At 37.6% G+C, this 13293-nt stretch carries 13 protein-coding genes and 2 pseudogenes; 9 read left to right on the top strand and 6 right to left on the bottom strand.

The features are described from left to right. Positions 1–389 (top strand): annotated as a pseudogene (locus tag L1264_RS20585) (ribonuclease E); the annotation flags it as partial. A 59-nt stretch (positions 390–448) separates the two neighbouring features. On the opposite strand, the gene L1264_RS20580 reads toward L1264_RS20585, so the two are convergent. From L1264_RS20580 to yejK, 6 genes and pseudogenes are all read right to left on the bottom strand, one after another. Continuing rightward, on the bottom strand, positions 449–1315 hold the full coding sequence (locus tag L1264_RS20580; RefSeq protein WP_199526585.1) for a PhzF family phenazine biosynthesis protein: 867 nt from the start codon (positions 1313–1315) through the stop codon (positions 449–451). Positions 1316–1542: 227 nt separating this feature from the next. Beyond that, positions 1543–1908: a cupin domain-containing protein gene (locus L1264_RS20575; protein ID WP_138558328.1), complete on the bottom strand. Its 366-nt coding sequence runs from the start codon at positions 1906–1908 to the stop codon at positions 1543–1545. A gap of 2 nt (positions 1909–1910) precedes the next feature. Continuing rightward, positions 1911–2432, bottom strand: a complete 522-nt coding sequence (locus L1264_RS20570; RefSeq protein ID WP_199526586.1) for a GNAT family N-acetyltransferase — start codon at positions 2430–2432, stop codon at positions 1911–1913. Next, positions 2433–2882 (bottom strand): annotated as a pseudogene (locus tag L1264_RS20565) (DUF3291 domain-containing protein). A gap of 73 nt (positions 2883–2955) precedes the next feature. Beyond that, complete coding sequence (locus L1264_RS20560; protein WP_199526587.1) at positions 2956–3444, bottom strand: DUF4760 domain-containing protein; 489 nt, start codon at positions 3442–3444, stop codon at positions 2956–2958. 376 nt (positions 3445–3820) lie between these two features. Then, entirely contained in the window at positions 3821–4837 is a 1017-nt protein-coding gene (gene yejK / locus L1264_RS20555) for a nucleoid-associated protein YejK (RefSeq protein ID WP_135924328.1), read from the bottom strand. Positions 4838–4900: 63 nt separating this feature from the next. Between yejK and L1264_RS20550 the strand changes: the two genes are divergently transcribed. From L1264_RS20550 to L1264_RS20515, 8 genes are all read left to right on the top strand, one after another. Continuing rightward, positions 4901–5113: a DUF1414 domain-containing protein gene (locus tag L1264_RS20550; protein WP_036967930.1), complete on the top strand. Its 213-nt coding sequence runs from the start codon at positions 4901–4903 to the stop codon at positions 5111–5113. A 5-nt stretch (positions 5114–5118) separates the two neighbouring features. Beyond that, complete coding sequence (locus L1264_RS20545; RefSeq protein WP_199526588.1) at positions 5119–6612, top strand: DUF3413 domain-containing protein; 1494 nt, start codon at positions 5119–5121, stop codon at positions 6610–6612. 84 nt (positions 6613–6696) lie between these two features. Next, positions 6697–7176, top strand: a complete 480-nt coding sequence (locus tag L1264_RS20540) for a DUF4124 domain-containing protein (RefSeq protein ID WP_138558332.1) — start codon at positions 6697–6699, stop codon at positions 7174–7176. A gap of 91 nt (positions 7177–7267) precedes the next feature. After that, on the top strand, positions 7268–8992 hold the full coding sequence (gene aceK / locus L1264_RS20535) for a bifunctional isocitrate dehydrogenase kinase/phosphatase (protein ID WP_138558333.1): 1725 nt from the start codon (positions 7268–7270) through the stop codon (positions 8990–8992). A 16-nt stretch (positions 8993–9008) separates the two neighbouring features. Continuing rightward, positions 9009–9947: a LysR family transcriptional regulator gene (locus tag L1264_RS20530; RefSeq protein WP_054554698.1), complete on the top strand. Its 939-nt coding sequence runs from the start codon at positions 9009–9011 to the stop codon at positions 9945–9947. A gap of 186 nt (positions 9948–10133) precedes the next feature. Continuing rightward, positions 10134–10577 carry a ferritin-like domain-containing protein gene (locus L1264_RS20525; protein ID WP_058584881.1) on the top strand — a complete coding sequence of 148 codons (444 nt, stop codon included), beginning with the start codon at positions 10134–10136 and terminating at the stop codon, positions 10575–10577. Between the two features lie 550 nt (positions 10578–11127). Continuing rightward, positions 11128–11748: an SLATT domain-containing protein gene (locus L1264_RS20520; RefSeq protein WP_199526589.1), complete on the top strand. Its 621-nt coding sequence runs from the start codon at positions 11128–11130 to the stop codon at positions 11746–11748. Positions 11749–11750: 2 nt separating this feature from the next. Continuing rightward, the gene (locus tag L1264_RS20515; protein WP_206769111.1) at positions 11751–13094 is read left to right on the top strand and encodes a reverse transcriptase domain-containing protein; all 1344 of its coding nucleotides are present in this window, start codon (positions 11751–11753) and stop codon (positions 13092–13094) included. Positions 13095–13293 lie beyond the last annotated feature (199 nt).

Genomic DNA, 13293 nt, shown 5'->3' with positions numbered 1-13293 from the left:
AGCCAGTACAAGCTGAAGAGCCAGTTAAAGCTGACGAACCAGCACAAGCTGAAGAGCCAGTACAAGCTGAAGAACCAGTAAAAGCTGAAGAGCCAGTAAAAGCTGAAGAGCCAGTAAAAGCTGAAGAGCCAGTAAAAGCTGAAGAGCCAGTTAAAGCTGAAGAAGCTAAACCAACACCTAACAATGAAAAAACAATGTTAGTTAAAGGTTCAGCAAGCGCAGCAATGGCAAAACCAGCGCCAGTTGCAGACAGCGAGCCACAACCTACTCCGGCGGCTATGGCACATGATAAACGTGACGCTATTCCTGATAGTGGTCTACGCCCAGGTTCAGTAAAACCTGCAGGTAGAGCGCGAGCAGAAATGACGAAAACATTATCTGCCGACTAGTTGATAGCTATATAAAAAAGCCGCGTTATGAAACGCGGCTTTTTTGTTTTAGATGTTCACTAAATCTCGATTTTTTGTGAGCCGATGGCACTGGCGTATCCGCCCACTAACACTTTTCTCACGCCCTGCTCATCCGAGTAAACACTTGTAGAAATATGTGAGCGACAGCCCATTGCTCGACCTTGTTCAAACTGAAAATGGTTTTCTTGCTGAACAAATACATGTTTAGTTAAATAGCAAGCAAGCGCACCATTGGCACTCCCCGTTGCTGATTCTTCAGGTATACCAACCAAAGGAGCAAAATTACGACAACTTGCTGTTAGCCCACTTTCGCTCTCTAAAAGCTCAAATGCGTGAACACCGATCACTTTATGTTGTTGACAAAATTCGCTCAGCGCTGCTTCATCAATAGTCATTTTATCTAAGTAGCCATTAGGCACAGCAACGATAATATCAGGCAAGCCTGTGGTTATTATGTCAATTGGTAAACCTGTTGCTGCAAGTATAGTTTCATCAAGCCCTAATAAGCCTGCTAGGTCACTATAAGAAAAGCCACCAAGATATTTTGGCAAGGCTTGCTCCATAGTAATTTTGCCGTCTTCGGCAATTGTGACGCCTAACAAACCCGCTTTTGTTCGCTGAGTATAATAACCTGGTTTTAATAAACCCTTTTCATAAAACGTAGCGAACACCGCAAGTGTTGCATGGCCGCAAAAATCAACTTCTTCTGTTGTCGTGAAAAATGATACTGCAAAGTCAACTTCATGATCTTGGGCTACAAATGCAGTTTCTGAAAAGCCAACTTCTTTTGCAATCTTCAATTTTTCTGTATCTGAAAGATTGTCAGCATTTAATACCACACCTGCAGGGTTGCCACCTGTTCCCTCTGCGGTAAATGAATTAACTAGAAATGCAATTATTGTCATTACTTTTTCCATACTTAAGTTAAAAACTAGGATCACCGCACAAGCTTAAAATATATCGTTATGCCACTAGTGCCTTGTTAGTTGAGATCCAAATTGGCTGATTTTTATATATTACCTGAAATAAAAACACGAGTATAAGCCAAATAGTAAAAGCACAAAAACACTAAGATGCGTAGCTTTTTTAAGGTTTAATTCTTACAGTTCTGAACCTGATATCGAAATTATCGCTACACCCATACATCATTTGTGGCAGTCAATTGCCCACCCGCATTACCTGTATTTACAACCCCTTTGGGTTCAACAAGCATTATTTTGCATTCGCTGTTTGCTTTTGGTTTATGCTCAACACCCTTAGGAATTACAAATAACTCACCAGCTTCCAAAGTCACGGCGCCATCCCTAAACTCAATTTCAAGTATCCCTTCAATAACTATGAATACTTCATCAGTATCAGGATGATCATGCCAAACAAACTCTCCTTCAACTTTAGCGAGTTTGAATTGATAGTCATTCATTTCGGCAATGACCCGTGGCGACCAATGTTCAGTAAATTTAGAAAACTTATCTTTAAAGTTAACTGCTTTGTAAGTCATCGTTACTCTTCTCCAAAAGGCTCTTTGCGTAAGTCAAATTCATAAAACAACATATCATTTACCACTTCATCTTGCTGAATAAATGAAAGTTTATTTAAAAGCTTAACTGACGCGGTATTTGATTTATCAACACCAGCGATAAGCCTATGCCATTGTGGGTGGGTGTAAGCCAAGTTGATAAAGCCATGCAGTAATTCAAATGCAAGGCCCTTCCCCCAATATTGCTCAGCTAATAAGTAACCAATGTGGGCATTTGGGTTATCGCTATATATGAACAAGAACCCTATAATTTCACTTTCAGAAGACTGCAGCATTAATAAATGGCATTCTTTAAGCATTGTATTAAGCCACTCCTCAGCCGCTAATTTAGATTCTATGCCTTGAAAATAACTCGGTAAATTTGCAACTACAGCGGGGGTTAATATCGAAGGTAAAGCTTTAACTAGAGCAGTACGCTCTGATTTAGCTGCATTAGAATTTACTTCAATGACATTTAATCTTGCAGTGTTAAATGAAAGAGTCATTTACCCTCTATGATCTTCAGCCATAAAATTACTTTTAAATATAAAAGCATGAGGACTGTCACCGTTTTCTCGCAGATATTGCAATCTTTCTAATACCTCGTGAGGGGTTGGAATATGGTTATCTTCAATCCACCATAAAACATAGCTATCTTATTCTAAACGGTGAAACCATTCACCTTTTCTGTGCATAAAATCTCTGTGGTGAGTGCGAAACATAAAGATTTTTAGATCATCAGCGCTTTCCCACACAGACATATTGATAATCATATTCAGATCATCAAATAGTTTAATATTAGTGGCATCAGCTGGTTTATCTTTCAATCACCATACAAAAGCTGCATTACTTTCAGCAACGCCATTTATTAAATCGAGATTATCAACAAAATCTTTTATTTTTGGCACATCTAATGGATATTTAGCTAGTGCAATATTTAGCTGGGCAAGTTTCATTTATGTTCCTAATCACTTCTCTTTCTTAATTGCTATAAATTCTACAATACCTATTTATAGCATAAGCTCAAAATCAATCCTCTAGCTCAGGAATTTTAACAAACAATGGCCTATCATTTTTATTCGTATGAGTTTCGAATTTATCTCTTAAAGGTTGCCAAAACCTATTATAATTGTAACCAAACAAAGAGCGTAGAAGCTTTATATCAACTTCATTGTTTTCTATTAATCCAGCTATCATTTTATAAAAAGCTGCGACTCTATTTAGTGCTATTAAATCATTATCTGTAATATTCACTAACTCTGATGATTTTTCATTAGATTGATACTCAATAATTAAGTCTTCCCAATCATAATTATTTTTAGGTAAGTCTAAAAACTTCTCCCACATGAACATTCTAACCTGAACAAATGAATGATCTTGATCAAAATCTTTAGCCAACTGTAATGTGTTATTTATTTTCCTATTCCTTTGATTAATTCGAAAGTTGACAATCACAGCAATACTACCAATTATCGATGTGAACCCAGCCGAAATTAAAATTGCGATATAACTTTCCATTTACACCCATCTCATCAGCAATTAATCGTAATCTGAAAATAATCTATTTATAATTAACTATAAACCCCCAGCCACATTAAAAAATAAAAAAAATTTAATATTAGCTATAAAGAATTAATTTAATTTTATTCTACAACCTCTAATGATTAGGGGAAAATTTAAATACTCTTTTCACTTAACCACTCTAAAAATTTTTCTGAAAAGGCTGACAGTATCTAGCAGATCCTTTCAACTATTTGCCGCTACAAAACTATAGTGGTGTAATGTTTCTTCCTTGTACGTAATAGTGATTTAAGTACCCAAAAAATAAAACACCCAGCAAGTGCTGGGCTAAAAACTATTCTCTCTCAGCTTATCGCTTGAAGCTTGAGTCAGATTAACTTTCTTCTTGCTCCATAAAGCGCTGTAACTGGTCTTTAAGATTAGGTGGAATACCTTTAATAACAAGTGTGTCTGTTGCTTCGTTGTAGGTAACTCGCTCACCTAAATGTTTTCGTTCGAAGCTCACACTGACACCGCCGCCCATACCTGAAAACTTAACCATGCTGGTAACTGTTTTCTTATCAACAGGGAACGACTCTTCTAAGTCATAATTTTGTTCTTGGCAAAAGCTTTCAAATGGGCTGTCGTCACTTTTTGATAATGTCGCCGAAAGTTCTTTAACATTGGCATCTTCACCTGTAGTCACACAATCATTACAGTAATCAAAAACTTGTTTGCGTAGCTCATCTTTTTCTGACTTATCGTATTGTTGCTCAGATAAGTAATCTTCTACGGCATTAAGCATAACTTGGCTTTGCTGTTTCGGATCAATGCCCTCTTCACAACCTAAAAAGTCTAAGAAGAAGTCTGCTACTTTACGACCGGCACGACCTTTAATAAACGACACATAGCGATTATCTTCTGGTTGCGCATCCCACGCTGTTAAATCTACACGTGCAGCTAATTGCATACGCGAAATATCTAAATGACGTGATGACGCTAGATCAAGCTCAGAAGTAATTGAGTAGTGCTCTTTAATATTAATCATGGCAATTAACAAAAAGTCACTCGCAACATACTGATAATGGCAAAAAACTAAATAACCCGTTTCGTTGAAGGCATACTTATTTAGCTCTTCTTTTAGCACATTTGTCGCTTGCTCTGTCATGTGCCAAAAACCAAGCTCGTTATTACGGTAGCTTTGCATAGCTGATGCAACAATACTGTTTTTCTCGCCACTGAATGCGCAATAACCTTTACCCGGCTTACCATTGTATGCATGGTGTAGCTGTTCAATAAAAACGGCTACTTTATCGTTAACAACCATCTCATCATTGCGTAAATGAATATCTGTGTCGTCATCTTTTTTGTCTACATAATGAACGACTAATTTTTTAACATCTATTGTCATCTTTGTTTTTCACGCCTCTGGTGTTAAAATACGGGAATATAACTCTTTTTACCGAACCAACTGATGCCTATCATATCAAAATATTCTAATGAGCAAGTAGAACAAATCGTTGATCAGCTGATCGATGTACTAACAGAGCACAAAGCGCCTGTTGATTTAAGCCTTATGTGTTTAGGAAATTCTATCACGCATATTTTAAAAGAGCATGTACCATCAGAGAAAAGACAAGCGGTTGCCGACAATTTCGCCAAAGCATTAGCTCAGTCGGTTAAATAAGATTTATGAATTTATCGCAACAAAGTCAATTCTCATCAAAAGTAAGTCAGCTTCTAAGTTGGGGACATTGGTTCACCTTTGCAAACATAGGCTTAGTGCTATTTATTAGCCTAAGCTACTTAGTTGCAGACAGTGCACCAACCACCTTTATGGGCTATTTATACATGCTCGTAACTTGGTTAAGCCACACCAGCTTTATTACTTTTATTGCCTTTGTTTTGACGATATTTCCATTAAGCTTAGTGTTTCCATACCCTCGGCATATCCGAGGGATGGCGGCTATTATCGCAACGCTTGGTGCTTCATTATTGACACTTGATGCCTATGTGTATTTCAACTTGGGTTATCACTTAAATACATCTGCACTACCCGAAATTGTGTCTTTGCTTTGGCACCGCTTAACAAGCTCACCTGCTCTTACCACGATTCTAGCGGGTGGTATTGTGCTGTTAATTTTAGCGTTTCAGTTATTAGTAAGTAACTATACATGGCACCACTTAGCACGTTTAAAGCAATATAAATTTCCGCGTTATGCGACAAGCACGATTCTAGTGTGTTTTGCACTGAGCCACAGCATTCATATTTGGGCTGATGCCAACTTAAAGTTCGACATCACTAAACAAGATAATGTATTGCCATTGTCTTATCCAACAACGGCAAAAAGCTTATTAGCTAAAAATGATTTACTAGATATCGAAAGCTATAAAGAAGCGCATGATGTTAGATTAGACCCACACAACATAGATTACTTAGCACCTACTCCTCTTGCTGAATGTAAGGCTGACTCAAGTGCCACAATCGATATTTTGGTATTTGAAAACAATAACGCTCTTGAGCAATTTGTTAGCACTGAACCTGCACTGCGTAAGACAGACTTGTTCTTACAACCTATCGAAGCTGAAGACACGTTATTTAGTTTAGTGTACGGCCTACCAGCATTTTACAAAGCCCCGATTCTAGACAAACAGCAACTCCCTGTTTGGCTTGCTGATAATCGCTCAATACAAATTAATGGTTTTGAACAATTCGAATTTATTAACAACGAAGATATAAATCCGGCTATTCGTCTTATTCGCGCGGATGAAACTACACGCCCACGTGAAGCAGCAAATGCCGTTTTTGCCTTTAGTTTAGCTAATAACAGCAATGGTATTGTCACTGCCTCACGCTTATACAGTTCAGACAAAAAAGTGGTGCAAACTGATGGTCTTATCCAACCAAGCGATATCATTGCCACAAGTGTTGGCCATTATTTCAGCTGTAATACGCTCGCAAAGCAAACTATGCTAGGAAGCAACCTATATAAACGCCATGATGATACCGGTGTTAACTATTCTCAAGATGTTTTCATTGCCTTTAAGAAAGACCGAATTACTCTGATTGACTCTGATGGTAATTTTAAAAATATTTCTGCTGCACAAGGTTTTGCGATTGAGCAAAGACTTGATGTCCCATTTTTGGTGCAAAGTATTAAAAAACTAAAACGTTATACGCCTTAGTGATTATTGATAAATCATTATTACGAGCTAGTTTTAAATATACCCACACACAGCCCTATTACTGATTTAGGAGACATGGATGTCATGAAAACTATAATCACTTTTTCAATAATAGTTTGTTTGTTGACCTGCTCCCTTTCATCACTTGCTGCAACAACTGAATACTATAAGTGCGTCACAGACAGAGGCACCGTTTTTAGTGAATACCCCTGCGGTAACCGTGCAACCAAGCACAAAATCCACGTTACCGATCCCGACATTAAAGCACCTAATAATTATGTTAAAGAGCTGAATGAATTAGAGCGCCAGCAAATTATTAGAGATCTCGAAGCAGAGATCCGTAGTTATAAGTATCGTTTAGATATTTTGAGTCGCGATAGAGATAGAGCGCAATATCAACAAGAACAACGCTTAAATAAAAGGTTGTCAGATAAAAAAGCGAAAGAAATTAACAAAGACATAAATAAACAGCTTAAAGCAATTAATAAGCAATACGTGCGAGACGTGAAAAACATTAACAAAAAAATCGTAAACTTAGAGAAAAAACTCGCTCGATATAATTAAATACACTTTACTATTGGGTTTAAAGAATAAATAACATATTCTTAACACCTATAGAGTTATTGCTCTATGTTGGTATAAGTAAGGAGTTTATATGCAGCCACAACACATTGCAGAGTTAATTTTATCTGGGTTTCGCAATCACTATAAACTCTTTCAAGCAATTACTGCTAAAGCGCCACTCGCGTTTGCACAGCGTGATTGGCAAAAAATAAATGAAATAAGCAAACTCAGAATTAGCCATTACGATGATCGGGTTAACGAAACCATTGCTAAGCTCAAATCGCTTAATGAACAGCAAATTATTACCTTAGACCAAACCTGCTGGCTTGAAACCAAACAACTTTATCAGCAATTTTTGCGCTTTCACCCTCAAGCAGAACTCGCCGAAACCTTTTACAACTCAGTTTTTTGTCGTTTATTCCATCGCCGTTATTTTAATAATGACTTTATATTTGTAAAAGCAACGCTAGCAGATGCCCCAGCATTGCCAATGGAAGCCGAATACCGTAGTTACCACCCGGTTGTGGATGGTTTAAGACCTACTATTCGCAAAATTATAAATCAGTTTGATTTTAAAGCGCCCTTTGTTGATTTAGAACGCGATATTCGTTTACTCGTTAAGGCGTTTTATAAACAAGCACCCGATACACATCATCAAGCATGGCAAATGCGCTTTGATATACTGCAAGCACCGTTTTACCGTAACAAAGCCGCTTATATTGTTGGTCGCGTGGTGTCAGAAAGTGGCGTACAGCCATTTATTATTGCGGTATTGCACCACGAAGACAAAGGCCTATACCTTGACGCCCTACTTACCAAATCATCACAAATGCGGGTTATCTTTGGTTTTGCGCGCGCTTATTTTATGGTTGAAACCCATGCACCATCTGCGTTAGTGCGCTTTTTAAATCAGCTTATGCCTAATAAAACACTGGCAGAGCTGTACAACGCCATAGGTTTTCATAAACAAGGTAAGACCGAATTTTATCGTGAGTTTTTAAGTCATTTAGATCATTCAAATGACCAGCTCGTTATAGCCCCCGGTACACCAGGTATGGTAATGATGGTATTTACCCTGCCCTCGTTTGGCTATGTATTTAAAGTAATTAAAGATACCTTTGGTGAAAGCAAACCCTTTGGCCGCGATACCGTATTAAAACGCTACCAATTAGTAAAAAGTCATGACCGTGTTGGTCGCATGGCCGATACCATAGAGTATTCGAACGTCGTATTTCCACTGGCTCGATTTGATAGTAAATTACTTGAAGAGTTACATAAAACGATTGGTTCTTCGATGATTATTGAAGGCGAATGGCTAATCATCAAGCATTTATATATTGAAAGACGGATGACACCGTTAAATCTTTATCTTGAAAATGCCAGTGAGCAACAAGCTTTTGAGGCAATAGAAGAATATGGCCAAGCCTTAAAAGAAATGATCGCCGTTAATATTTTCCCAGGCGACATGCTGTTGAAAAACTTTGGGGTGAGTAAACATAATCGCGTTATTTTTTATGACTACGATGAAGTTCAGTATCTAACCGATATGAATTTTCGTGCCTTACCTAAGGCCAAAACGTACGATGATTACCTAACCAATGAGCAAAGCTACTCTGTGGCACCACAAGATGTGTTTCCAGAGCAATTATGTACCTTTGTGACAGCAAACCCGGTGTATAAGCAATACTTATTGAGTACACACCCAGAGCTTGAAGATCCAGCCTATTGGCGACAAGCACAATACAACTTTAAGCAAGGTGTCGTAAGCCATATTTACCCATACCCTGCTGCACAACGATTTATCCATTATTGGTAAACACCAAGGACACAGAATGAATATTAGTAAAATAGATTTAAACTTACTTGTTTACCTAGATACTCTTCTCAGGGAATGTAATGTAACCAAAGCAGCTAACCAGCTTAGCATTACCCAGCCAGCAATGAGTAATGGCTTAAAACGCTTACGTAATTTATTTAACGACCCAATTTTGGTGCGTACCAGTGAGGGTATGGTACCGACAGAGCGTGCAAAAGAGTTACAGCCAGTGATCCGCGGCATATTAATGACCCTTGAAGAAACACTTGCACCAAACCGCGAGTTTGAGGCATCACAAAGTAAACGTGTTTTTCGCATCATGGCCAGTGACTATGCAGCAAGTACCCTTGCCCCACGCTTGTTAAGTAAATTACACGAAGAAGCCCCTGATACCACACTCGATATTTTGACCCCAAGTGATGTAACCTTCCACGATGTTGAAAACGGTAAGGTAGATATGGCTATCAACCGCTTTGAAAACTTACCGCAATCGTTTCACTATAAGCAAATTTGGAAAGACAGCTTTTGTTGCTTAGTGAAAGCAGATAACCCGATTATCAAAGACTTTAGCCTCGACAGCTATTTAAAAGCGCGTCATATCTGGGTAAGTAAAACAGGCTTTGGTGTGGGCGTTGGTATGGACCCTAAAGATGTGCAAAAGCTAGGTTGGGTCGATGAAGCGCTCGCTCACTTTGGTAAACACCGTAATATTGCCACCTTTACCCGTAATTACCACGTTGCTATTCACTTAGCGAAAGAACAAAACTTGGTTGCAACGTTGCCTTCAAAAGCCGCAAATATTTATTTAGATGATCCGGGCCTGAAAATTCTTGAGCCGCCATTCCCTATTCCGCCGTTTGAGCTCGATATGATTTGGAGCCCGCTATTACACCGTGATGCAAGCCATATTTGGTTACGCCAAAAGGTTGCAGAAGTAGCCGACGAGCTTAAGTAAGATTTTACCAACCAAATTGTAATTATTGCTGATAAGCAAAGTGTTAGCTTAGCTTATCAGTAACCCTCCTCCCGCGAAAAACCAATAACCAACTGAAATACAATAACTTTATATTTAAGTGATGAACTGGAATATGCTTTGCAAGTATCTAATTGCATTGTTTTTAATATTCAAAAAGAGGTCATTATGAATACTCATCAAGGACAAGACGTTCATCATATTGCAGATATCATCCAAGTTATGAATAGCGGTATCGATTTTTATGAAAAAGCACAGGAAAAAGTAACCGACCCAAGCATAATTGCCTTATTTCAACGCATGATAGATGCGCGTAAAGTAAGTGTTGAGCGCTTACAACCTTATGCTATTAACGAAAATGGCGAGCGCGAAAATGGCTCTGATTTTGCTGTAGAAGCACGTAAAGCTTATACATCAGTAATCACTAAACTCGGTGCCGACAAAAACGCCACCTATGTTAGTGAACTTGAAGAAGTTGAAGATAAAACACTAGCCGAAATCAAGCACGCGCTTAAAAAACCACAGCCACATGATTGTGAAGCCGCGTTATCAAAAACCCTGCTGACAATTCAAAGTTGTCATGCCGAAATGAGTAAAATGAAAAAGCATTAAATTGTGAGAGTGCAAAGCCCAGTAAAGCTGGGCTTTTATCTGTTTATATACTGTTTATTATTTATCAATATTTAACTTCTTGGTTATAGCTTCAAATGAAAGGCAACTAAGAGCTAATCCACCATCCATACCAAAGTTCGGCTAAAGTCCAATAGCTGACATCAGGCATAACTCGTTACTGCCCCAAAGTGAGTTAACGTAATTGCTTTAAAGGTCTGCTTTAAGCAAGAAGCAGATCTCCGCTTTCTTTATATTATCAAGTAAGCGGCTTGACCCCTTTTGCCCTTTCACGTAGGGAATGATATTGTTGATTCTCTAGTTGTTGAGACAAATCCTATTGATAATATGTGGTTATGGGGTTAATCTAATGTAGTGCCTCAGGAGTGGTGGTATGCTCTATCACCCACTCAGAGATGAGTGAACGTAATTTTGAAAAGCAAGTAATTGCTTTTAGTTTTAGTTAAGCAACTAAAGCTTGCCCTAACACAAGGAAGGGCGTTAACTCTTGATAACTTATAACTCCTTTGGCACTTAAATTAAGGATAATCATTTGCTTTCAGATAATATATGGTGGACGCGTCAAACAAGAATTCGTACTGAACGACGACTACTATCTAACGCCTTTCATTCTCAAGTAATTCTTTTCTGGTATTCATTTTATTCCGTGGCAGTGTCTATTCATTACCTAAATGCAGATACTGATACTAACTTGAACAAATATTGGCTTATATACTCTGTTTTAGTTCTTGTGGTTTCGGGGTTTATTAATGGCTTATCTTATAAAGAACGAGCAGCGTCAGTTAAAGAGAATTACGAGTATCTTAAAACTCTTTACGTTAGAGCCTGTGAGCATGAAAAAAACCAAACATCATGCTTAGAGCTTGCAAAGGAGTATGAGGAAGCACTCAATAAATGTGAAAATCAAGCACCAGTAGATTACCCAGAAGCTTTGTATGATACTTTTATGTCTGCGACTGACAAAGCAAAAGTGAAACCGCACCCCACACAATATCAGATCGATATAGCTCTAAAGAATCGTAAATATCGTAAATTATATATTTCTTTTCTATATCTACTTCCTATTCTCATCACCATATTTTTAAACGGAAATAATATAGTAAGTTTTATTGCGAAATGCGTTCGTTTTTTAGCAGAGCTATGGTGTAGTTAATAATGATAAATATCAGAAAACAATTCGATAACTTTTTTTCCGAAGAAAATTTAACTCGGATTTTTCATGAAGTAATAATTTACTCTGGCGGTACTGGTATTGACAATATCAATCAGTATACATTTCGAAAGCAGCAGAAAGAGCAAATTAAAATTATTTCTCGAAAGATGAAAGATGGTAGCTATGATTTTACTAAATATAAACTTAGCTTAATCAGCAAAGGAAGAGGAAAGCCTCCGCGCGAAATATCTATCCCCACAGTAAGGGATAGAATAGCCTTAAGAGCTATGTGCGATTTTTTGCAAAACAGGTTTGGCAAAAGTGTTAATTTCGAATTACCCCAAAACGTCATAAGAAAAATAAAATCAGGTATAGAAACAGGGATGTATAATGGTTATGTAAAGCTTGATGTATCTAATTTTTACCCATCAGTAGAACATAAATTACTTGAAAAACAGCTGAATAAAAGGTTGCGATTGCACCCTGATATAACGGGGGTCTTGTTTTCAGCAATCAAAGCTCCCACTGTGACCCTATCAAAAAAAGATGACAAACAATCTGAAATAGGTGTGCCTCAAGGTTTATCTATTTCGAATATCTTAGCGGCCATTTATCTGCAAGACTTAGATAAATACCTTAGCAACATACCTAGCTCTTTAAGCTTTAGATATGTCGATGATATCTTGATTTTGTGTGATTTTGAGGATGCTGAAAAAATTGCAGAGAGTGTAATTCAAAAATACTCAGAGCATAATTTAGTGATACATTGTCCGAAAGAGATGCCACATAAATCGAAAATTGCTGAGGTATCCGATGGGTTTGATTATTTAGGTTATAAATTTGATGGTAACAAAGTTTCAGTAAAAAGCGGAAGCATAGAAAAGCTTAAAGAATCTTTAGTTGGGTTATTTACTAGTTTTAAATATTCTACGAAGCAAAGTAAAGAGTTCTTAACGTGGCGCTTAGATTTAAGAATTACAGGCTGTATTTTTGAAGATAAATGTAAAGGTTGGTTGTTTTTTTATTCAGAGATAAATGATGAAAAAACGCTACATAAGTTGGATCATTTCGTAAGTAAATTATGCAAGCGATTTAACGTTGACATAAAGCCTAAAAAGTTTGTTAAATCCTTCCATGAAATATTACATAGAAAAAGGCAAACAAAATATATACCTAACTTTGACACTTCCTCAGTTGAAGACAAAGGCAAAATGCTAGCCAAATACTTTGGTTATAACCTGAAAGGAATGAGGCCAGAACAAATAGATTTTGCATTCCGCAAGAAAATAAGTGGGCAAATTAAGGATCTCGAATCAGATATCAAAGACTTCTCTGTAAGCGGATAAATTAGCTGGTTTATTACGCCTTGGGATACTCTTGCAACGTACTCTATGAATTTGCTGGCCTCTTGTCAGCTTTTGGCACAGACTGTGTGAAAACTAATTTTTAATAAATTGTCTTGGGTATGTTCTTAGTTTGAAACCATTTAAGATGGTTGCGATCGATTTTTTCTCAGTATCGCAATTTTCTCCGCGCGAGCGAAAC

The sequence above is a fragment of the Pseudoalteromonas sp. APAL1 genome, assembly GCF_021532475.1.
GTDB classification, from domain to species: domain Bacteria; phylum Pseudomonadota; class Gammaproteobacteria; order Enterobacterales; family Alteromonadaceae; genus Pseudoalteromonas; species Pseudoalteromonas lipolytica_C.
Note: the sequence above shows the minus strand (reverse complement) of the source record. Positions and strands in the feature narration are given on the sequence as shown.

Excerpts from the sequence above, each read along its gene's own strand:
- L1264_RS20580 (WP_199526585.1), bottom strand. The coding sequence starts at position 1,315 with ATGACAATAATTGCATTTCTAGTTAATTCATTTACCGCAGAGGGAACA.
- L1264_RS20575 (WP_138558328.1), bottom strand. The coding sequence starts at position 1,908 with ATGACTTACAAAGCAGTTAACTTTAAAGATAAGTTTTCTAAATTTACT.
- L1264_RS20570 (WP_199526586.1), bottom strand. The coding sequence starts at position 2,432 with ATGACTCTTTCATTTAACACTGCAAGATTAAATGTCATTGAAGTAAAT.
- L1264_RS20560 (WP_199526587.1), bottom strand. The coding sequence starts at position 3,444 with ATGGAAAGTTATATCGCAATTTTAATTTCGGCTGGGTTCACATCGATA.
- yejK (WP_135924328.1), bottom strand. The coding sequence starts at position 4,837 with ATGACAATAGATGTTAAAAAATTAGTCGTTCATTATGTAGACAAAAAA.
- L1264_RS20550 (WP_036967930.1), top strand. The coding sequence starts at position 4,901 with ATGCCTATCATATCAAAATATTCTAATGAGCAAGTAGAACAAATCGTT.
- L1264_RS20545 (WP_199526588.1), top strand. The coding sequence starts at position 5,119 with ATGAATTTATCGCAACAAAGTCAATTCTCATCAAAAGTAAGTCAGCTT.
- L1264_RS20540 (WP_138558332.1), top strand. The coding sequence starts at position 6,697 with ATGAAAACTATAATCACTTTTTCAATAATAGTTTGTTTGTTGACCTGC.
- aceK (WP_138558333.1), top strand. The coding sequence starts at position 7,268 with ATGCAGCCACAACACATTGCAGAGTTAATTTTATCTGGGTTTCGCAAT.
- L1264_RS20530 (WP_054554698.1), top strand. The coding sequence starts at position 9,009 with ATGAATATTAGTAAAATAGATTTAAACTTACTTGTTTACCTAGATACT.
- L1264_RS20525 (WP_058584881.1), top strand. The coding sequence starts at position 10,134 with ATGAATACTCATCAAGGACAAGACGTTCATCATATTGCAGATATCATC.
- L1264_RS20515 (WP_206769111.1), top strand. The coding sequence starts at position 11,751 with ATGATAAATATCAGAAAACAATTCGATAACTTTTTTTCCGAAGAAAAT.